Raw genomic sequence first — 21364 nt, forward strand, 5'->3', positions numbered from 1 at the left:
ATGAAATTCTTCACACCCTTATTATTACTAAGCGCGTTAACCAGCCTGTTGCTTAGTGGATGCCAGACCTCCCCGGTTTCGCCCTCGCTGCCTTCAACGCATTCGGTTGCAGAACCGCAGGTAAAAATAGCCGATTATCTGACAACCGAATGCAGCAGTGTCTGGCCGATTGAAACTGCCGCTGCGGTAAGCAATCCGCTTTACTGGCTACGCGCCATTGACTGCGCTGAACGCTTGTCTCCTGACCAGGCACGAGCCGAAGCCCATCGCTGGTCGGCAGAAAACTGGTCGCGCGCCTTTAAACAGGGCGTATTAATGGCTAACGGCAACGTGACGCCAATGGAACGACGCGATTACGTTACGACACTCGACAGCTTCAGCGCCACATTTCCAGCCTCGGTTCGTCCACTTATCCAGCTATGGCGCAGCAACCAGGCGGCACAGCTTGATCTGAGCGAAACGCGCACGCGTTATTCACGTCTGCAACAAACCAGCGATATGCAAATGGATCAACTGCGCCAACAGCAAATTCAGATGCGCCAGCAGCTCAGTGATACCCAGCACAAACTGGAGCGGCTGACCGATATTGAACGCCAGCTATCGTCGCGCAAAGCGCCGGACATCTCCGACAGCACACACGGCACGGCTTTGCCACAGGCGGAGGAGCAATGATGATAAAACAACCCGCACGCTTGCTGTTGGTGGATGACGATCCCAGCCTGTTAAAGCTTTTGGGTATGCGCCTGAGCAGCGAAGGGTATCAGGTGATCACGGCTGCCAGTGGGCCGGAAGCGTTACGTCTGCTGCAAAAAGAGAAGATTGAGTTGGTGATAAGCGACCTGCGTATGGATGAGATGGATGGCCTGGCGCTGTTTGGCGAGATCCAAAAGCGCCACACTGGCTTACCGGTGATCATCCTTACCGCGCATGGATCGATCCCTGATGCCGTTTCTGCTACTCAGCAAGGCGTATTCAGCTTCCTGACTAAACCCGTCGATCGTGACGCGCTGTACAAAGCCATTGATGAAGCGCTGGCACAGCGGGTGCCCATCAGCGATGACCGCTGGCGCGAAGCGATAGTCACGCGCAACCCACAAATGTTGCATTTACTGGAGCAGGCGCACATGGTGGCGCAGTCAGACGTCAGCGTGTTAATTAACGGTCAAAGCGGCACTGGCAAAGAAGTGCTGGCTCAGGCTATTCATGCCGCCAGTCCGCGTGCAGATAAGCCTTTTATCGCCATTAACTGCGGAGCATTACCAGAACAGCTGCTGGAATCCGAACTGTTTGGCCACGCCAGAGGCGCGTTTACCGGCGCAGTCAGCGCACGCGAAGGTCTGTTTCAGGCGGCAGAAGGCGGCACGCTGTTTCTTGATGAAATAGGCGATATGCCCCAGGCATTGCAGGTAAAACTGCTGCGCGTGCTACAGGAGCGAAAAGTGCGTCCGCTGGGCAGCAATAACGATGTTGCGATCAATGTCCGTATCATCTCTGCCACGCATCGCGATCTGCCGAAGGCGATGGAAAAAAAAGAGTTTCGCGAAGACCTTTTTTATCGTCTGAACGTGGTGAATTTAAAAATACCAACGCTGCATCAGCGCGCCGAAGACATTCCCCTGCTGGCGAATCATCTGCTGCGTCAGGCCGCCGAGCGGCATAAGCCGCAGATACGCAGTTTCTCGGTTGATGCTATGAAGCGACTCATGGCCGCCAGCTGGCCAGGTAACGTGCGCCAGTTAGTTAACGTGATTGAGCAGTGCGTTGCGCTCAGCTCGTCGCCTGTTATCAGCGATGCCTTAGTCGAGCAAGCGTTGACGGGGGAGAACAGTGCGCTGCCAACCTTTGTCGAGGCGCGTAATCAGTTTGAACTTAATTACCTGCGCAAATTGCTACAGATGACCAAAGGCAACGTCACCAATGCGGCACGCCTGGCTGGACGTAATCGTACTGAGTTTTATAGGCTGCTGTCTCGTCACGAACTGGACGCCAGCGATTTTAAAGAGTAGTTTTCTGCCGCGAGGCGCGATAAGCCTGCGACGCCGCCAGGAACATTTATACTTGAGACACCCTTCCGACCACGGAGGGAAAGAGAAAAGGGTCTGACATGAAAAAGATCGATGCAATTATCAAACCGTTCAAGCTCGATGATGTGCGTGAAGCCTTAGCCGAAGTAGGCATTACCGGGATGACCGTGAGCGAAGTTAAAGGCTTTGGTCGTCAGAAAGGCCATACCGAACTGTATCGCGGTGCGGAATATATGGTCGATTTCCTGCCAAAAGTGAAAATTGAAATGGTGGTGGGCGATGATATTGTTGATACCTGTGTGGAAACCATCATGAAAACCGCACAGACCGGCAAGATTGGTGACGGTAAAATCTTTGTCTTTGACGTGGCGCGCGTGGTGCGTATTCGTACCGGCGAAGAAGACGAAGAGGCGATTTAACCCCGCATTCAATAGAAAAACCGCAACGGTTACCGCTGCGGTTTTTTTTATTACAGTACTTTGTATGGTCCAAAAACTTCATAATGAATGCGCGCCAGGTCCACACCCGCATCCCGTAACTGGCCGCCTGCGAACTGCATAAAGCCCAGCGGACCGCAAAGATAGAAGTGGGTGTTTACATCCTGCAGACGTGCTGGCAGCGTAGTTAAATTCATCAAGCCTTGTGCGGTAAAACGCCCGGCGTCCTGTTCTGTTGGCTGGCGATACCAGACCTGCTGTTCAAAATCATTCAGACACCCACCCGTCGCGGTGACTTCCGCAGAAAAAGCATGCTGTTCACCATTTTCAGCCGCGTGTAACCAGCTAACCGGGGCGGCATGCTGTTGTTCTGCCAAAGCATGTAACATTGCCAGCAGGGGCGTTTGTCCAACACCGGCAGAGATAAGTGCAACTGGCGTCTCAGGCGTCACTTGCATAAAGAAGTCGCCATGTGGGGGGGCCAGCTGAATCTCGTCGCCGACGACGGCGTACCGATGCAGATAGCCAGAGACAGTGCCTTGTGCTTCGCGTTTTACCGCAATGCGATAATCCTTGCCGTTGCTGCTGTTGGTAATTGAATATTGGCGAATTTGCTGGTACTCAAACGAAGCGGGATGCAGGTAGACGGTGAGATATTGCCCTGGCTGGAAGGCAGCCACCGCGCCGCCGTCAACGGGCGTGAGTGTGATGCTTTTAATTACCGAACTTTGCTCCTCAATGGCGCTAATGCGAAACGCACGCGTTCCCCGCCAGCCACCACGTTGTTGTTCTGAATCCTGATAAATGGCTTCTTCGCGCTGGATAAACACCTGTGCCAGTACGCCGTAAGCACGTCCCCATGCCGCCAGGACTTCATCACCGGGATTTAACAATTCTTTAATCGACGCCAGTAAATGCTCGCCCACAATAGCGTATTGTTCGGGCTGAATATTCAGACCGGTGTGTTTTTGCGCAATCTTTTCCACCGCTGGCAGCAGCGCGGCAAGGTTTTCCAGATTTGCACCATAAGCACAAATCGCATTGAACAACGCTTCACGCTGAGCGCCGTTGCGCTGGTTATTTATATTAAAGACGTTTTTCAGTTCGGGATGATGTGACAGCATGCGATCATAAAAATGCGCGGTAAGCTTTGGACCACAGGCCGCAACGGCAGGAAGGCTGGCTTTCACAGTAGCGATAGTTTGTGCATCAAGCATAAAAAGGACCTCGTGTTTATAAGTTGCATTTTAAATGCATCTTAATGATATGACCTCGGTTTGTAAATAACCCGCTCTTTTTTCAGGGTAATAGAGTGGCAACTTTTCGGTGCAAAATGAAAAGTTTTCCACCAAACCTGAATAAAAATTGTGTCGCGCTGGGCTTGCAAAACAGCGTTAAAATCCTTTAGCAGAAAGGGGCCAATCGTTTGCGTAAAAAGAGGGGATTCACGCTACCTTCACCCATTAAAACGGTTTACACTGTGGGCCTTCGCCCCTTGCGGGGGCTTAAACTGCCGTTAAAAAGATAGCTGAGTCAGGAGATGCGGATGCTAAAGCGTGATATGAACATTGCCGATTATGATGCCGAGTTGTGGCAGGCGATGGAGCAAGAAAAGGTGCGTCAGGAAGAGCATATTGAATTGATTGCTTCTGAAAACTACACCAGCCCGCGTGTTATGCAGGCGCAAGGCTCGCAGCTCACCAACAAATATGCGGAAGGCTATCCTGGTAAACGTTATTATGGCGGCTGCGAATATGTTGACATCGTTGAGCAATTAGCGATTGATCGGGCAAAAGCGTTGTTTGGCGCTGATTACGCGAACGTGCAACCGCATTCCGGTTCTCAGGCTAATTTCGCGGTTTACACTGCGCTGCTGCAACCCGGCGACACCATTCTGGGTATGAACCTGGCACACGGTGGTCACCTGACGCACGGCTCACCGGTAAACCTGTCCGGTAAACTGTACAATGTGGTGCCTTACGGCATCGATGAAACCGGCAAGATTGATTACGACGAACTGGCTGAACTGGCGAAAACCCATAAGCCAAAAATGATTGTGGGCGGTTTCTCTGCTTATTCTGGTATCTGCGACTGGGCAAAAATGCGTGAAATCGCAGACAGTGTTGGCGCTTATCTGTTTGTTGATATGGCGCACGTGGCGGGTCTGATTGCTGCTGATGTTTACCCAACGCCGGTTCCACACGCTCATATCGTTACTTCAACGACGCACAAAACCTTGGCGGGTCCGCGTGGCGGTCTGATCCTCGCTAAAGGCGGCGATGAAGATCTGTATAAAAAACTGAACTCCGCAGTCTTTCCTGGAGGGCAGGGTGGTCCACTGATGCACGTTATTGCAGGTAAAGCGGTGGCATTCAAAGAAGCAATGGAACCTGAGTTCAAAACTTACCAGCAGCAAGTCGCGAAAAATGCAAAAGCGATGGTGGAAGTGCTGATTGAACGTGGCTACAACATCGTTTCCGGTGGTACTCACAACCATCTGTTCCTGATTGATCTGGTGAGCAAAAACCTGACCGGTAAAGAAGCGGATGCCGCGCTGGGTCGCGCTAACATTACCGTGAACAAAAACAGTGTACCTAACGATCCGAAGAGCCCATTTGTCACGTCAGGAGTACGTATCGGTACGCCGGCAGTGACACGCCGTGGTTTTAAAGAAGCAGAAGTGCGCGAACTGGCTGGCTGGATTGCTGACGTATTGGATAATATCAACGACGAAGCGACCATTGAACGCGTTAAGCAGAAAGTGCTGGATGTCTGCAGCCGGTTGCCGGTTTACGCATAAGCGATTACCCGCTGAGCAAAACAGACAAAAGGATGGCGAAAGCCATCCTTTTTTACTGCTGTACATTCTATTGCGCTGCCAGGCCGTGGCTATGCTTGCTGCAATGACGCACTCTTGCTGGAAGGAATATGGAAATCGGCTCCGCCAAATGGCTCGGATTAAGTTATTTCACCTACTTTTTTTGTTATGGCATTTACCTGCCTTTCTGGGGCGTGTGGCTAAAAGGCGTTGGCCTGGAGGCTGAAAAAATCGGTTTGCTGCTCGGCTGCGGCATGGTTGCGCGTTTTGTTGGCAGCCTGTTGATCGCTTCGCAAGTTCGCAATCCGTCTCAACTGATTACCGCATTGCGTGCGCTGGCGTTAATGACGTGTCTGTTCGCTGTCGGTTACTGGATAGGGCAGCAATGGCTGTGGCTACTGCTGCTGATGGTGGGTTTCAATCTGTTTTTCTCGCCACTGGTGCCGCTTAGCGATGCGCTTGCGGCAACCTGGACACAGCAAATTGGTCTGGCTTATGGTCCGGTGCGACTCTGGGGATCGCTGGCGTTTGTTATCAGCTCGGCGTTAACCGGCATGCTGGTTAACGCGTATTCATCGCAGGCTATTCTGGCGTTGTTAACAATTGGCGCGATTAGCATGCTGGCAGGAATGATGCTTTCGCCAGCCACACAACCGCAGGGTAGCGAACGACAGGGCGCAGCCGATGGCGGATGGGACGCCTGGCGCGTGTTATTGCAAGCGCGCGCAGTTTGGCGCTTTATGTTATGCGTCACGCTGTTACAGGGCGCGCATGCCGCTTATTACGGCTTTAGCGCTATTTGGTGGCAAGAGAGCGGCTACTCAGCCTCCGTGGTGGGATATTTATGGTCACTCGGCGTGGTGGCAGAGATCGTTATTTTCGCCTGGAGCCACGTCCTGTTTAAACGCTGGTCGTCCCGCGATTTGCTGCTGTTATCCGCGATTTGCTCGCTGCTCCGTTGGGGACTGCTGGGTGCCAGTACGGCACTGCCGCTGCTGATTGTGGCGCAGATTCTTCATTGCGGTAGCTTTACCGTTTGTCATCTGGCAGCGATGCGTTTTATCGCCGCACGCAAAGGTACAGACGTGATTCGTCTGCAATCGCTTTATTCCGCGCTGGCGATGGGGGGTGGCATTGCCATTGTGACCATGATTTGTGGCGTGCTGTTCACCCATCTGCAAGGCTATGTGTTCTGGGTTATGGCGCTGATAGCGTTACCTGCGCTTTTTTTGCGTCCAGGTTACGATTCCAGTAAATAACGAATTCGCTGCTGCTGATGTGCTGTCAGCGGCAGCTCAGCGTGAATCAGCGGCGGCGAAAACAGCGGCAGCGAGGCGGCGTAAGGGGAAATCACCAGGTCTATTTCACGTGGTGCACCATTATGCTGAAAATCATTCATTTCCTGGTACTTTATATTGATCGGCAGCAGTGTGATCTCACGGATCTGCTGCTCAACTTCCTGCTCTAGCGCGCTATTTTCACCCGTCAGTAGCAGTACCTGTTTTTCCTGTAACGCGTTTCCCTGCATCAGCCAGGCACCAAAAATTACCGTGATCAAGCTGACTTCTTCGGGGCTAAATTCAACCTCGTAATCACTTTCAAAAACGGTTAACGCCTGCTGAGTAGTACGCAGCAGGCGAGGATAAAGGCGTACAACGTCCAGCGCCACGCTGTTATCAATGCCGATATTAAAATGGATGCGATCTAATGCTTGCGCGAGGTGGGTAAAAAGCTGGTGTTGCAGCTCACTACGATCGGCGAATATCACCTTTGCGCCGCGTTCAAAAGCATCGATTAACCTATCGGTGGCCTGCATCAGGCGGTATTCGCTGGGGTGCTGTAAAGATGCGGCATTGGGCGCATGGATCAAACTGAACAGCAGCGTCCAAAAATCAGCTTCGCTGATCGGCGGGGCGAGGTGACAGCGCTTTTGCCAGTGATGAATTACATCCAGCGCCGCATCACGTTCGGCTTTGTGTTGTAACCAGGCAGCTTGGCGTGTACTGAACAAGGCTGGCTGGCGCTGGCACAAACCGTATTTCATAAAAATCTGCAAAAACAGGCGATCACGTGGGCTGAAATCACGTGCCAGCCGCAGGCTGCAGTGTTGAATCAACGCCTGTAAATTGATCTCATCGTATAACGCTTTTTCAATCTTCATTACCTGCAAACGCTGACGCAGCGGCATGGCAAAATGTTCACAGACAAAATCTTGCGACAAGCGCAGACTACGCCGCAGGTTATGCAGCAAACAGATGCGTCGGTCCAGCTCCGTACCATGAATACGTAAACTGCCGTCCACCATTTGATGCAGTTCCAGTTGGTGGTAGCGCTGTATCTCATCACCGACATCTGCAATATCCTGTCGGGCAACCGCAGGCTCTACCCGATTAAGCTGGCAGAGTTTTTCAAGCGTTAGCGCGGGAGACGGCAGAAACAACAGTAACAAAAGATGGCAACGACGCTGTGAACGGGTGAAGAGTGGTGCTGAAGATGTAGCAGAACTCATCAATCTAAATTCCAGCGAGTAATTTTGAGCTAAGAATAGTCAAGGGATAAGTTCACTGCGTAGATTGGCCGGTTTTTTGCTCAGAGGTTTAAAGCGGGTCACAAATTTTTGTTACTAATGGACTCTTTTTGACGGAAACGTTACTTTATAACATTATGAAACGCGCACTTTTTGCTTTGCTGATATTGATGAGTTCGGATGTCTTCGCACATCCACATAGTTTTATTGATATGAAAACGGAACTGATGGCTGACGGGGATCGCTTTACCGCCCTTAAAATGACCTGGACGATGGATGAGATCACCTCTGCCGATCTGTTGTATGACGCTGGTAAGGCGAAGCCCGGCACGGTGGTATGGAAGAAGCTGGCGGCAGGCGTGATGGCGAATGTGTTGGGCCAGCACTATTTTTCTGAAATCTGGCACAACAAGCAGCGGGTGAAATTTTTGAATCTGCCAAAAGAGTACAATCTTTCTCGCAATGGACATAAAGCGGTGCTGGAATTTATTCTGCTGCTGGCAGAGCCCCCCGTGCTGAACGGACAACGCTTTGAAATCGTTACTTTTGATCCCAGCTATTTTGTCGATATGACTTATGCCAGTGCCAACGCGCTGAGTCTGCCTGCCGTTTTACGCTCGCGTTGCCAGTTCAGGCTCAACACGCCTGAGCCAGCTGATTCGCTAAAGCAATATGCGCTGTCGCTGGATAAAGCCGATGCGCCGCGCGAAGACGTGGATTTAGGACGGCAATTTGCCCAAACGGTGATTTTGGCATGCCATTAATGAAGGTTTCGCTACGTCGCTGGCCGCTGTGGTTAGCAGCAGGCATCATCATTTTGCTGGGCGCGACTTTTTGGCTGCACTGGCCGCAAATCTTATTGCAAAGCGTGTTATGGCAGAGAGAGCTGCATCAGCAAATGACTCAGCTACTGCAACAGGTTGCCGCACAGCCGCAGCAGGCAGGTTTTTCGCTGGTCGGCTTCAGTCTGATCTATGGTGTGCTGCATGCGCTGGGACCGGGGCACGGCAAAGTCGTGATTACCACGTTTCTGGCAACCCATCCGGCAAAGCTAAAAACCAGTATGAGGCTAACCCTGCTGGCATCGTTGCTGCAAGGTTCGACAGCCATTGTACTGGTTACGCTGATGCTGGTAATTCTGCAAACCTCGTCGCGCCAGCTGCACCTCAGTAGTTTCTGGCTTGAGAAGGGCAGTTATCTGCTGGTTATTGGGCTGGGTGTGTGGATTGGCTATCGCGCACTGAAATCACTGTGGCGGCTATGGCGTTCGCGCCCAACGATGACCCTTTATGCAATACAAGCCGTCCATCAGCACCATAAACATTGCGGATGCGGCCATGCTCACCTGCCAGATGCGCAACAGATTTCTGAGGCGGTGAACTGGAAAACCCAGCTGCTGGTGGTGATGTCGATGGGGTTACGCCCCTGTTCAGGTGCGATCATGATGCTATTATTTGCCAAAGTGATCGGTGTTTATCTGTGGGGCGTAGTGTCGGCAGGGGTCATGGCAGCGGGTACAGCGTTAACCATCTCAGCAATAGGCTTAATAGTACAGTGTTCGCGTACTTTCGCTCAGCGATTAGGGAAAAACAACGTAGCGGCGAGCAATATACGTCTATTTATGCCGTTACTGGCTCTGTCAGGCAGCCTGATATTAATAGTTGCAGGTGTCGCATTATGGCAATCGGCACAACCTGTAATGAGCAGCGGTATTCGTCCTTTCTGATATTTAAAAGCGCAACGGTAAATATATCGTCCTGCACTTTCTCTCCTTGCGGGTTATTTTCACGGCGCGTTAAAGTTTGTATTTCTCTTTGCGCTTTGCTGGTGAAAAATGTTTTTTCTGTCTACGCTAATAACGACTAATCGGACATCTTTTTGTGCGGTTGAATAATTAAAATTGCTCTACGTCTGGTTCAAGGAGAACATATTATGGCTGAAACCCGGATTAATAATGGCACTACTCAAACGGTGACGACAACGTCTGCCGATTTGCCGCTGAAACGTATTTCCTGGAGCGCCGTTTTTGCTGGGGTGATTTGTGCGTTAATTGTGCACATTTTACTTGCCCTGCTAGGAACCGCTATTGGCGCAACGACTATCGATCCTATGGATGAACAAAACCCTTTGCAGCATATCGGCACAGGTGCCCTGGTATGGACTGCGGTGGACATGTTAATCGCGATGGCGGCCGGTAGCTATATAGCCGGACGTCTTGCTCAACGCGAAGGAGCATTACATGGTTTATTGATGTTTGGTCTGAGCACTGTTTTCACCATTTATCTGGCAATTTCACTTGCGAGTAGCGTTTTAGGCGGCGCGATGAATATTGTTGGATCTGGCTTCCAGGCGTTTGGTAGCGGTATTTCCGCCGCTGCGCCATCACTGACGCAAATGGCGAAAGATAAACTGCAAGAAAATAATATTAATTTAGATGATCTGCAAAATCAGTTAGAAACTACGCTTCGCCAAACCGGCAAGCCAGAATTACAGCCTGAGAAGTTAAAACAGGATGCAAATAACGAAGCGCAAAATGCAGAGAATCAAGCCTCTAATACTGCTAACCATACGCAAACAGCCGATACTGATTTAGCTAACTGGGTACGTAGCGTAATGAATCGTCATTCCGATACATTGCAGGCGGCCGATCGCGACGCATTGAAAAATATCATCAAAGCGCGGACCGGTAAAAGCGATCAGGAAGTCGATCAGATCGTTGCGCAGACTGAGCAAAGCTATCAGCAGGCGGTGCAAAAATACCAGGAGCTGAAACAACAGGCAGAACAAAAAGCGCGTGAAGCGGCACAGCAGGCTGCTGTAGCCACGGCGAAAGCCAGCTGGTATGCGTTCTTTATGTTAATTATTGAAGCCATCCTGGCTGGTGTAATGGGTATGGTCGGGCGTCGTACTCAGCCGCATCAGGTGCTGGGCCACGAACGTCGTTAATGTAGCGGATACATTAACGTAGTTGAGAAGTGATAAATAAGGCGGCATTCAATACCGCCTTATTTTTTTAGCGTTTCAGCGCTTCGCTCAATTCTTCACGCATGCAGGAAAGCAGTGCTTTCACTACGCGTGGATTACCGGCGACAATATTACCGGAATGCAAATAGCCGTGATTACCGGTGAAGTCAGTCACCAGCCCGCCCGCTTCACGCACCAGCAACTCACCCGCGGCGAAATCGCATGGCTTCAGGCCGATTTCGAAATAACCATCAACACGACCCGCTGCCACATAGGCCAAATCCAGCGCAGCAGAACCGGTGCGGCGGAAGTCGGCACATTGGGTAAACAGTTTGGTGACGATATTCATATAGGCGGGAGCATGCTGTTTCATTTTGAACGGGAAACCCGTTGCCAGAATGGTGCCATCCAGATCGCGAGCGATGCTGCCGCGTAGGCGATAACCATTAAGCTGGGTGCCCTGGCCACGTACCGCGCTGAACAATTCGTTGCGCATAGGATCATAAACCACGGCAACTTCGGTGCGGCCTTTAATGCGCACGGCGATAGAAACAGCAAAGTGGGGCAAACGTTTGATAAAGTTAGTGGTGCCATCCAGCGGATCGATTACCCATTGAATGTCCTGATCTTCGCCCGCCAGTTCACCGCTTTCTTCGGTGATGATGGTGTGCTGCGGGTATGATTTACGAATGACTTCGATAATCAGGCTTTCTGCGTCGCGGTCAACATTAGTAACGAAGTCGTTGCTGCCCTTCTGGCTGGCTTCGACTGCGTCCGGGGTTTCGTAATTTTTGGCAATTAAATTTCCGGCCTTGCGCGCTGCGCGCACGGCGATGTTGAGCATCGGATGCATCGGTATCTCTCGCTGGATGTTAAAGAACGGGGAAAACGGCGCGGAGTATATCAGCGTGTTCGGTAAATGTCCTCCTTTTATGTTAGGCTACGCGCCATCATTTTCTGACCAATCCCAATTATGCTGCAAAATATTCGAATTGTACTGGTGGAAACCTCTCACACCGGCAACATGGGCTCCGTTGCGCGCGCCATGAAAACCATGGGTTTAACGAATCTCTATCTGGTCAACCCGCTGGTCAAGCCCGATTCACAGGCGATTTCGCTGGCGGCGGGCGCCAGCGACGTGATTGGCGAAGCCAAAATTGTCGATTCGCTCGACGAGGCCATCGCCGGATGTAGTCTGGTTGTAGGCACCAGCGCGCGTTCACGTTCTCTGCCCTGGCCAATGCTCGACGCACGCGAATGCGGCATCAAAAGCGTGGAGGAGGGGCAGCAGGCGCCGGTCGCTCTGGTGTTTGGTCGTGAACGCGTTGGCCTGACGAACGATGAGTTGCAGAAGTGTCATTATCACGTTGCGATACAGGCGAACCCGGAATACAGTTCGCTGAATCTGGCAATGGCGGTGCAAATTATTGCGTACGAACTGCGGATGGCATGGTTGCAGGCGCAGGAAACCGCGAAGCCAAAACCACAATATGAAGACTCTCCCTATCCACTGGTAGACGATCTGGAACGTTTTTATCAGCATATGGAACAGATGATGCTGAGCAGTGGCTTTATTCGTGAAGCCAATCCGGGACAGGTGATGAGCAAGTTGCGCCGCCTTTATACCCGTGCGCGTCCTGAACGCGATGAACTCAATATTTTGCGCGGCATGCTTTCCTCTTTTGAGAAACGTAAAACCCACAAAAATGGCGACGATAATAGTTGAGTAAATTACTTGGTTAAATAGTTGACCAATTTACTCGGGAATGTCAGACTCCAGACATCTTTCGTTAATCCTCCGATAACCGGACGCTATTGAGGTCGTACGCTATGAGACTGACATCCAAAGGACGTTATGCCGTTACTGCTATGCTGGACGTTGCCCTTCATTCCCATGAAGGCCCGGTTCCGCTCGCTGATATTTCTGAGCGTCAGGGCATTTCGTTGTCGTACCTGGAGCAGTTATTCTCACGTCTGCGTAAAAATGGCTTAGTTGCCAGCGTCCGTGGCCCTGGTGGCGGTTATCTGTTAGGTAAAGAGTCAAATACTATCGCCGTTGGCGAAGTGATTACCGCGGTTGACGAATCTGTCGATGCGACTAAATGTCAGGGCAAAGAAGGGTGCCAGGGCGGTGAGCGTTGTCTGACACACGTGTTGTGGCGCGACCTGAGCGTGCGCATCAGCGAGTTTCTGAACAACATTACGCTGGCGGAACTGGTGAATAATCAGGAAATCCTTGATGTTGCCGATCGTCAGAATGCCAACGACAACCGTCGCTTCCAGAATTCGCGAGCACAGGAAATCAACGTTAACCTGCGTGCGTCTTAATTCCAGCCTCTGCTGCGGCCCTTACTGCTAACGCGGTCAGGGCCGTTTCTGCTATAAAGACGTATGAATTTTTATACGGAGCTGTAGCGCAATGAAATTACCGATTTACCTGGATTATGCCGCGACCACGCCGGCCGATCCGCGTGTGGCCAGCAAAATGATGCAATTTTTGACGCTGGATGGCACGTTTGGTAACCCGGCCTCTCGATCTCACCGTTTTGGCTGGCAAGCAGAAGAAGCGGTTGATGTTGCGCGCAATCAAGTCGCGGAGCTGGTCAATGCTGACCCGCGTGAAATCGTCTTTACCTCTGGCGCGACTGAATCCGATAATCTCGCTATAAAAGGTGCCGCGCATTTTCATCAGACGCGCGGCAAACATATCGTGACCAGCAAAACTGAACACAAAGCGGTGCTCGACAGCTGTCAACAGCTGGAGCGGGAAGGCTTTGAGGTCACGTACCTGTCGCCCGCCGCCAATGGCATCATCACCCCGGAAGCGTTACGCGCTGCGTTGCGTGACGACACCGTGCTGGTATCGATCATGCATGTTAATAATGAAACGGGTGTGATTCAGGACATTGCTGCCATGGGGGAGTTATGCCGCGAACGTGGCATTCTGTTCCATGTTGATGCGACACAAAGTGTTGGCAAATTGCCCCTCGATCTCAGCGAACTGAACGTAGATTTGATGTCGTTTTCGGCGCACAAAGTTTACGGACCGAAAGGGATTGGCGCGTTATATGTACGCCGTAAACCGCGTACCCAAATTGATGCGCTGATTCACGGCGGTGGTCATGAGCGCGGCATGCGATCGGGAACGTTACCGGTGCATCAGATTGTTGGCATGGGCGAAGCCTATCGGATTGCGCGCGACGAGCGTGAAGAAGAAATGGCGCGTTTGCAGAGGCTGCGCGATCGCTTATGGCAAGGACTCAGCGTACTGGATGAGGTCTACATCAATGGCGATCTGCTGCACAGTTCTGCCAACATTCTTAATGTCAGTTTTGCCCATGTTGATGGCGAATCCTTGATCATGGCGCTGAAAGATTTGGCGCTTTCCTCGGGCTCAGCCTGTACGTCGGCCAGCCTTGAACCTTCCTATGTATTACGCGCGCTGGGCCTGAGCGAAGAGCTGGCACACAGTTCGCTGCGCTTCTCGCTGGGACGGTTTACCACTGAAGAAGAGATCGACTACGCCATTACCCTGGTGCAGAAATCGGTCACGCGCCTGCGCACGCTGAATGTAATCCGCTGATTGCAGCATTCTGGAAACGGCGTCATTCAGCGGGTTGTGCTGGCGTCGCCTGAATTAATCTGCTATCAGAACAGTCTGCGCATTCCACCTAACACCTTCACAGGCCGTTCCTACACTTTGCCTGGATGAAACTTATAACATATACGGAGCTTCGCGATGACTACGCAACCGATGAACATCACTCTTAGCAACCAGCCCGCCGATGCGCGCTGGGGCGAAAAAGCTATTCTGACCAGCAACGACAGCGGCATGACGCTGCACTTAACCAGCGATGATACGCTGATGACGATTCAACGTGCTGCGCGCAAAATTGATGGACAAGGCGTGCGCCATGTGGCGCTGGTCGGCGAAGGCTGGCACCTCGAACAGTGCTGGGCTTTTTGGCAAGGCTATCGCGGGCCGAAAGGTAAACGTCAGGTTGACTGGCCAACGCTAGGCGAGCATGAGCAGGCAGAATTTTCGCGCCGTCTGAGAATCATTGACTGGGTGCGTGACATCATTAACCTGCCAGCGGAAGAGCTGGGCCCGGAAGTTTTAGCCCACAACGCGGTGGATCTGATTAACGAAGTGGGCGGCGATGCCGTCAGCTATCGCATCACCAAAGGTGAGGACCTGCGCGAGCAAGGTTACAGTGGCTTACACGCCGTAGGGCGTGGTTCAAACCGTCCGCCTGCTTTCCTCGCGTTAGATTTCAATCCAACGGGTGACGAGAATGCGCCGGTTTATGCCTGTCTGGTCGGTAAAGGCATTACTTTTGATACCGGCGGCTACAGCATGAAACAGAGTAGTTTTATGGACTCGATGAAATCTGACATGGGCGGCGCGGCCACCGTAACCGGCGCGCTGGCAATGGCCATTTCACGGGGGCTGAACAAGCGCGTAAAACTGTATCTGTGCTGCGCCGATAACATGGTCAGCAGTAACGCCTTCAAGCTGGGTGACATCATTCACTATCGCAACGGTAAATCCGTTGAAGTAATGAATACCGATGCAGAAGGGCGCCTGGTATTAGCCGATGGCCTGATTGATGCCAGCGAGCAGAAGCCAACCTTGCTGATTGATGCGGCTACGCTGACCGGTGCGGCAAAAACGGCACTTGGCAACGATTACCACGCGCTGTTTACCTTTGATGACGTTATGGCGCAATCTCTGATGGGCAGCGCGGTCAGCGAAAACGAGCCTTTCTGGCGCTTGCCTCTGGCGGAGTTCCATCGCAATCACCTGCCGTCCAACTTTGCCGATCTGAACAATATCGCCAGTCCAGCGCATTCAGCCGGGGCCAGCAGCGCGGCCGCTTTCTTGTCGCATTTTGTCACTCACTATCAGCAAGGCTGGCTGCACATCGACTGCTCAGCAACGTATCGTAAAAGCGCAGTTGAACAGTGGTCTGCCGGCGCAACCGGCTTAGGTGTGCGCACACTGGCAAACCTGTTACTGAAGTAAATTGATCCCGGCGGTGGCCAACGGGTCGCCGCTTTTTTGAGAGTAGAATATGAATCGTCTTGAAGAAGTGCTGAAGCTGGCGGCAACGGAGCCTGCGCATCGACCGGAATTTTTTCAGTTGCTGCTGGAGTCGGATGCCTGGGTGCCGGGCGAAAGTACCACGCCACAGCTGGACGCTAATACGCCGGTCGATTTGCAGCACTGGGAAAAAGAGGATGGCAGCAGCGTCATTCCGTTTTTTACGTCAGAGCAGGCGATGAGTGAAGCCATCAGTGAGGAACAAGCGTACCTGCGCTTGCCGGTGCGAACGTTGTTTGAAATGACACGCGGTGAAACGCTGTTTCTGAATCCCAGGCTATCGAGTGGCAAAGCATTCTCTCCGGCTGAGATCAGCCATTTGCTGGGCGAAGCAGGGGACGCGCTGAGTCAGCAAACGGTGCTGGAAGGCGGACACTCACTGCTGTTATCGGAAGTGGCGGAACCGCCTGCACAGGTGATCGATTCTCTGACGCAGCTGTTTAGCAAGTATAAGCAGGTACGACGCGCATTCATCGCCAGCATTCGCGAGCGTGCCGAAGACACGCCCAATCTGCTGATCGGTATTGAAGCGGAAAGCAATATTGACGAGATTATCCAGGCGGCGGGCAGCGTAGCGACTGACACGTTGCCGGAGGATGCGCCAGTTGATATTTGCGAAGTGACGATAGACGATCGCGGTATCAGCCATTTCTTTACGGCGCACATCACTCCTTTTTATGAGCGTCGCTGGGGCAGCTTCCTGCGCGATTTCAAAGGAAGCCAGCGTATTATCTAAAAAAGTGCGGCACTGAAGCCGCGCTTTCTGTTATTTCTCAATCGGTAAGTCGTCGCGACTCCCCCATTCACCCCATGAGCCGTCATAAAGCGTCACGTTGCGCGCGCCCAGCGCAGTCAGCGCCAGAATCACCACCACCGCAGTGACACCCGAACCGCAGCTGGCAACGACAGGTTTATCCACGTCTACGCCGGCTTTAGCAAACAGCTCGCGTAATTCGGCCACCGGCTTTAGCTCGCCATTCGCCACTAAATCATTCCACGGCACGTTAAGGCTACGCGGGATATGGCCGCGATGCAGCCCTGGACGTGGCTCATCCACCTCGGCATTAAAACGATTTGCGGCCCGCGCATCGACAATTTGCGCGCCGCCTTCATGGCTAATCAGCAGCACATCGTTAAGACGTTTAACCTGGCCTTCATCATAATGCGCTTCAAACTCGCCTTCCGGCAGGGTTACCGGGCCGGTTTCAACTGCGAAGCCCGCCGCTTTCCAGCCCTGCAAGCCACCAGCCAGAACAGACACGTGCTGAACGCCAAAAGTGCGCAGCATCCACCATGCCCGCGGTGCCGAGAACAGATTACCTTCATCGTACACCACTAAATGTTTGTCACTGCTGACGCCCAGTTCACGCATCGCCACGGAAAAACCTTCGGGGCGCGGCATCATGTGCGGATAGGCGCTGGTGTGATCGGACAGCGCTTCAATATTGAAAAAAGGCGCATTGGGCAAATGGCCTGCGAGATATTCGGCTTGAATATCGCGCACCGCTTCCTGACCAGGCGGTAACATGCGTGCGTCCAGCACCTGCAGGGTTTCCTCGGTGTAATGTTCATGCAACCAGTCAGCGGATACAAACAGGGGAGCTGTCATAGCAACCTCTTTTCAGAATTCAGGAACGTTTAGTTTCCGGTAATGAGCGTGCTATCTCAAGAAAAAGCGATGACTAAATGGCGACGCTGATCGGGCGCATCGCACAATTACTGACTCAATGCTTCGAGGCAGATCAATATTTTTCAATAAATTATGAGATCTCTGATAGGCAAGGCTTGGCTCTGCCCCTATAATCGGCGCCGTTTCTTAGCTGGGGCGTGCGCTCCCCGGTTTCTTCAGGACGTTATGACAGAGGTCAACATGGCAATCGAACGTACTTTTTCTATCATCAAGCCAAACGCCGTCGCTAAAAACGTGATCGGTGCAATCTACAATCGTTTTGAAAGCGCAGGCTTCAAAATCGTTGGCGCAAAAATGCTGCAGCTGAGCAAAGAGCAGGCTGAAGGCTTCTACGCTGAGCATCAGGGCAAGCCTTTCTTTGACGGCCTGGTTGAATTCATGACTTCTGGTCCGGTTGTGGTTTCTGTCCTGGAAGGCGAAAATGCCGTTCAGCGTCACCGTGACCTGATGGGCGCGACTAACCCAGCGAATGCCCTGGCAGGCACCCTGCGTGCCGACTATGCAGACAGCTTCACCGAGAACGCGACTCACGGTTCTGACTCTGCTGAATCTGCTGCACGTGAAATCGCTTATTTCTTCGGCGAAAACGAAATCTGCCCACGTACCCGTTAATCGCCCGGCGATAAACGGATAGATGGCTTTACAAAAATCTGCCAAAGGATCTCGATCCCGCCTGGCATCAGGCAGCAGATGTTGTACAATATTACGCCTTCATTGAGCATGCTTAGTGAAGGCGCAATTTTTTATCTATTCTTAACCAGAGCCATAACGTGTAACAACGAGGCCAGAGAACATTATGTCCGAACAGATTGTGACGCCGTCGTCCGCATCCCCCATTGTTGTTTCCCCACAAAACCAAAAAATTAATCTGCTGGATCTGAATCGTCAGCAGATGCGTGAGTTTTTTATTGCGCTGGGCGAGAAGCCTTTCCGCGCCGATCAGGTCATGAAATGGATGTACCACTACTGCTGTGATGATTTCGAGCAGATGACCGACATCAACAAAAAGCTGCGTACCAAACTGATGGAGCTGACCGAGATCCGGGCGCCGGAAGTGGCTGAAGAGATGCGTTCCGCCGACGGTACGATTAAATGGGCGATCCGCGTGGGCGATCAGCTGGTGGAAACGGTCTATATTCCGGAAGACGATCGCGCAACGCTGTGCGTTTCTTCGCAAGTGGGATGTGCGCTGGAGTGTAAATTCTGTTCGACTGCGCAACAAGGCTTTAACCGTAACCTGCGTGTTTCGGAAATTATCGGCCAGGTATGGCGTGCCGCGAAAATCATCGGTGCGGCAAAAGTAACGGGCCAGCGTCCTATCACCAATGTTGTGATGATGGGAATGGGCGAGCCGCTGCTTAACCTGAATAATGTCGTACCGGCAATGGAAATCATGCTGGATGATTTCGGTTTTGGCTTGTCAAAACGCAGAGTGACGTTATCAACCTCGGGCGTCGTGCCCGCGCTGGACAAACTTGGCGACATGATTGATGTCGCGCTGGCCATTTCGCTGCATGCACCGAACGACAAACTGCGTGACGATATTGTGCCGATCAACAAAAAGTACAACATTGAAATGTTCCTGGCGGCAGTAAAGCGCTATCTGGCAAAATCAAATGCCAACCAGGGACGCGTCACCATCGAATATGTACTGCTGGATCACGTTAACGACAGTACCGATGATGCGCATGAGTTGGCTGAGCTGTTGAAAGAGACGCCGTGCAAAATTAACCTGATTCCCTGGAACCCCTTCCCGGGTGCGCCTTATGGTCGTAGCTCTAACAGCCGCGTGGATCGCTTCTCCAAAGTGCTTATGGAATACGGTTTTACCACCATTGTGCGCAAAACGCGTGGAGATGATATTGACGCCGCCTGTGGACAGCTGGCCGGGGAAGTGATTGACCGCACCAAACGTACAATGAAGAAAAAAATGGCGGGTGAGCCGATAACTGTGAAGGCTCTCTGAAACCCTGGCGCTTAGCGTTTCCCGCTTGTGTCGCTCGTGGCAGGCTATTGCCAGCTAATGAGCGACATAAGGGTAACGAAATGCATAAAGGATTATCGACAGGATTACTGGCGCTGTTTGTTGTAAGCGGTTGTGTCAGCAAAGCAACGCCCCCCGGTGCTGCAGAGGTGCGTCTACAGTTAGGGATGCATTATTTAGCTGTAGGAGATTATGCCGCCGCACAGCGTAATTTTTTGCGTGCTCAGGCCGCTGCACCGCGTGATTACCGCATAGCTTTGGCATTGGCCCGGCTGGCCCAGCGGCAAGGAAACATGGCAGCTTCGACAGAGCAGTTTCTTCATGCCCAGCGCCTGGCACCAGATAATGGTTACATCGCTAACAATTACGGTGCGTTTCTTTGCGCTTTAGGGCAGTATGACGAAGCGCATCAACAGTTTAAACGGGCAAAAGATGCGCCGGAAGGCGACGCCCGCATCGATGCGCTCGAACTATCGGGATATTGTTATCTGCAGGCAGGCGATGATGACGCGGCACGTTCAGCACTGCTGCACGCGCTGGATGCGGACCGCAGCAAAGGAGAGTCCGTGTTAGCTGAGGCCGAAAGGCTGCTGGAAACAGATCAACAGGCTAACACATCGTTATTGTTAAAGATTTACCAGCAACGTCTGCCTGAAACGGCACGCAGTCTGGCGTTACATATACGTTTCGCCGCGCAACAGGAAAATGTCGCAGATGTCAGGTTTTATGGCGACCAGTTAGCGCGGCGTTTTCCGCAATCGATACAGTACCAGCGTTATTTAGCTAATGAATACTGAAGCCAATCAAGAGAATTCTGCAGTACATTCAACAGGTGAACGCCTGCGTCTGGCCCGTGAGCAGATGGGACTGACGCAGCAGAACGTTGCTGAGCGCCTGTGTCTGAAACTTTCTACCGTTCGAGACATTGAGGAAGATAAATCGCCCGCTGATTTAGCCTCGACGTTCTTACGCGGCTACATTCGCTCTTACGCCCGTCTGGTGCATATTCCTGAAGAGGAATTACTGCCAATGATGGCGAAACAAACGCCGGTGCGTGCCGCAAAAATCGAACCGATGCAAAGTTTCTCTTTGGGTAAGCGCCGCAAAAAGCGCGACGGTTGGTTGATGATTTTCACCTGGCTGGTGGTGTTTGTGGTGATTGGCCTGACGGGCGCATGGTGGTGGCAAAACCATAAAGCGTCGCAGGAGGAACTGACGACCATGGTCAGTCAGAACGGCAGTAATGATGACAGTAGCCAGTCCATTCCGCTGGGTGAAACCGCAGGCGACAGTACGTCTGATGAAACTGCTGCGCCTGCCGCACCGGATGAAAGCAATCCGGCACCCATAACCATGGATAACAGCGCTGCCAGCACGCCTTCCGTGACTACGCCCGCGAACAATGCCAGTCATCCTGCTACGTCAGCGCAGCCTGGCGGCGATAACGCCGTGGTTTCACCTTCTCAGGCTCCGGTCAATACGTCTGCTGCACCCACGTCAACCGCACCGCAAATACCGGTTGGGGCTGCTGCTGTGAGCGAACCGGCAACGGATCCCAACGCGGTTGTTATGACTTTCAATGCTGATTGCTGGTTAGAAGTAACGGATGCCAGCGGTAAAAAACTGTTCAGCGGAATGCAACACAGCGGTGGTAAACTCAGCCTCGCGGGTACGGCTCCGTATCGTCTGAAAATTGGCGCGCCATCGGCCGTACAGGTGCAATATCAGAACCAGCCTGTTGATTTAAGTCATTTTATCCGTAATAACCAGGTTGCTCGCCTGACATTAGGTGCGCAATAACAGCGTATCGCGTACC

Annotated in this window: 21 protein-coding genes; 17 read left to right on the forward strand and 4 right to left on the reverse strand. The window is 52.3% G+C overall.

Annotated elements, in window-relative coordinates; all coding sequences use genetic code 11:
- The 3 genes from qseG (at position 1) to glnB (ending at position 2443) form a co-directional block, all read left to right on the forward strand.
- Positions 1–672, forward strand: coding sequence for a two-component system QseEF-associated lipoprotein QseG (qseG, locus tag QRY16_RS02150; protein ID WP_193404586.1), 672 nt, complete (start codon positions 1–3; stop codon positions 670–672).
- On the forward strand, positions 669–2006 hold the full coding sequence (gene glrR / locus QRY16_RS02155) for a two-component system response regulator GlrR (RefSeq protein ID WP_193404587.1): 1338 nt from the start codon (positions 669–671) through the stop codon (positions 2004–2006). Before qseG ends, glrR begins: the two co-directional genes overlap by 4 nt.
- A 98-nt stretch (positions 2007–2104) precedes the next feature.
- Positions 2105–2443: a nitrogen regulatory protein P-II gene (gene glnB / locus QRY16_RS02160; RefSeq protein ID WP_007886217.1), complete on the forward strand. Its 339-nt coding sequence runs from the start codon at positions 2105–2107 to the stop codon at positions 2441–2443.
- Between the two features lie 50 nt (positions 2444–2493).
- Here glnB and hmpA read toward each other — a convergent pair whose 3' ends face one another.
- The gene (gene hmpA / locus QRY16_RS02165) at positions 2494–3678 is read right to left on the reverse strand and encodes an NO-inducible flavohemoprotein (protein WP_289775483.1); all 1185 of its coding nucleotides are present in this window, start codon (positions 3676–3678) and stop codon (positions 2494–2496) included.
- Positions 3679–4007: 329 nt separating this feature from the next.
- Between hmpA and glyA the strand changes: the two genes are divergently transcribed.
- Together glyA and QRY16_RS02175 are read left to right on the forward strand one after the other, a co-directional pair.
- Positions 4008–5261, forward strand: a complete 1254-nt coding sequence (gene glyA / locus QRY16_RS02170) for a serine hydroxymethyltransferase (protein WP_289775484.1) — start codon at positions 4008–4010, stop codon at positions 5259–5261.
- A 128-nt stretch (positions 5262–5389) separates the two neighbouring features.
- Positions 5390–6538, forward strand: coding sequence for a 3-phenylpropionate MFS transporter (locus tag QRY16_RS02175; RefSeq protein ID WP_289775485.1), 1149 nt, complete (start codon positions 5390–5392; stop codon positions 6536–6538).
- Here the strand turns inward: QRY16_RS02175 and csiE are convergent.
- The gene (gene csiE, locus QRY16_RS02180) at positions 6520–7788 is read right to left on the reverse strand and encodes a stationary phase inducible protein CsiE (RefSeq protein WP_289775486.1); all 1269 of its coding nucleotides are present in this window, start codon (positions 7786–7788) and stop codon (positions 6520–6522) included. The genes QRY16_RS02175 and csiE overlap by 19 nt on opposite strands.
- A 155-nt stretch (positions 7789–7943) precedes the next feature.
- Between csiE and QRY16_RS02185 the strand changes: the two genes are divergently transcribed.
- From QRY16_RS02185 to QRY16_RS02195, 3 genes are all read left to right on the forward strand, one after another.
- Positions 7944–8570, forward strand: a complete 627-nt coding sequence (locus QRY16_RS02185) for a DUF1007 family protein (protein ID WP_193404592.1) — start codon at positions 7944–7946, stop codon at positions 8568–8570.
- Positions 8561–9532, forward strand: coding sequence for a nickel/cobalt transporter (locus QRY16_RS02190; protein ID WP_289775487.1), 972 nt, complete (start codon positions 8561–8563; stop codon positions 9530–9532). The genes QRY16_RS02185 and QRY16_RS02190 overlap by 10 nt, the downstream gene beginning before the upstream one ends.
- Positions 9533–9738: 206 nt before the next feature.
- The gene (locus QRY16_RS02195) at positions 9739–10752 is read left to right on the forward strand and encodes a TIGR04086 family membrane protein (RefSeq protein WP_289775488.1); all 1014 of its coding nucleotides are present in this window, start codon (positions 9739–9741) and stop codon (positions 10750–10752) included.
- A gap of 67 nt (positions 10753–10819) precedes the next feature.
- On the opposite strand, the gene suhB is transcribed toward QRY16_RS02195, so the two are convergent.
- Entirely contained in the window at positions 10820–11623 is an 804-nt protein-coding gene (gene suhB / locus QRY16_RS02200) for an inositol-1-monophosphatase (protein WP_289775489.1), read from the reverse strand.
- A gap of 120 nt (positions 11624–11743) precedes the next feature.
- Between suhB and trmJ the strand changes: the two genes are divergently transcribed.
- From trmJ to sseB, 5 genes are all read left to right on the forward strand, one after another.
- The gene (gene trmJ / locus QRY16_RS02205; protein WP_289775490.1) at positions 11744–12496 is read left to right on the forward strand and encodes a tRNA (cytosine(32)/uridine(32)-2'-O)-methyltransferase TrmJ; all 753 of its coding nucleotides are present in this window, start codon (positions 11744–11746) and stop codon (positions 12494–12496) included.
- Positions 12497–12600: 104 nt separating this feature from the next.
- Positions 12601–13098: a Fe-S cluster assembly transcriptional regulator IscR gene (gene iscR / locus QRY16_RS02210; RefSeq protein ID WP_289775491.1), complete on the forward strand. Its 498-nt coding sequence runs from the start codon at positions 12601–12603 to the stop codon at positions 13096–13098.
- Positions 13099–13189: 91 nt separating this feature from the next.
- Positions 13190–14353, forward strand: coding sequence for an IscS subfamily cysteine desulfurase (locus tag QRY16_RS02215; RefSeq protein ID WP_289775492.1), 1164 nt, complete (start codon positions 13190–13192; stop codon positions 14351–14353).
- Positions 14354–14509: 156 nt separating this feature from the next.
- A complete protein-coding gene (gene pepB / locus QRY16_RS02220; RefSeq protein WP_289775493.1) occupies positions 14510–15796 on the forward strand; it encodes an aminopeptidase PepB in 1287 nt (428 codons plus the stop codon).
- A gap of 49 nt (positions 15797–15845) precedes the next feature.
- The gene (gene sseB, locus QRY16_RS02225) at positions 15846–16610 is read left to right on the forward strand and encodes an enhanced serine sensitivity protein SseB (protein ID WP_289775494.1); all 765 of its coding nucleotides are present in this window, start codon (positions 15846–15848) and stop codon (positions 16608–16610) included.
- A gap of 30 nt (positions 16611–16640) precedes the next feature.
- On the opposite strand, the gene sseA is transcribed toward sseB, so the two are convergent.
- A complete protein-coding gene (gene sseA / locus QRY16_RS02230) occupies positions 16641–17483 on the reverse strand; it encodes a 3-mercaptopyruvate sulfurtransferase (protein ID WP_289775495.1) in 843 nt (280 codons plus the stop codon).
- Positions 17484–17744: 261 nt separating this feature from the next.
- Here sseA and ndk point away from each other — a divergent pair, with 261 nt between their 5' ends.
- The 4 genes from ndk to rodZ all read left to right on the forward strand — a co-directional run bounded on the left by ndk (position 17745) and on the right by rodZ (position 21348).
- A complete protein-coding gene (ndk, locus tag QRY16_RS02235; protein WP_003848684.1) occupies positions 17745–18176 on the forward strand; it encodes a nucleoside-diphosphate kinase in 432 nt (143 codons plus the stop codon).
- Between the two features lie 184 nt (positions 18177–18360).
- Positions 18361–19530, forward strand: coding sequence for a dual-specificity RNA methyltransferase RlmN (gene rlmN / locus QRY16_RS02240; protein WP_193404603.1), 1170 nt, complete (start codon positions 18361–18363; stop codon positions 19528–19530).
- 80 nt (positions 19531–19610) lie between these two features.
- The gene (gene pilW, locus QRY16_RS02245; protein ID WP_289775496.1) at positions 19611–20345 is read left to right on the forward strand and encodes a type IV pilus biogenesis/stability protein PilW; all 735 of its coding nucleotides are present in this window, start codon (positions 19611–19613) and stop codon (positions 20343–20345) included.
- The gene (gene rodZ, locus QRY16_RS02250) at positions 20335–21348 is read left to right on the forward strand and encodes a cytoskeleton protein RodZ (protein WP_289775497.1); all 1014 of its coding nucleotides are present in this window, start codon (positions 20335–20337) and stop codon (positions 21346–21348) included. The genes pilW and rodZ overlap by 11 nt, the downstream gene beginning before the upstream one ends.
- The last annotated feature ends 16 nt before the right edge of the window (positions 21349–21364 follow it).

The sequence above is a fragment of the Mixta mediterraneensis genome, from assembly GCF_030283135.1.
Lineage (GTDB): Bacteria > Pseudomonadota > Gammaproteobacteria > Enterobacterales > Enterobacteriaceae > Pantoea > Pantoea mediterraneensis.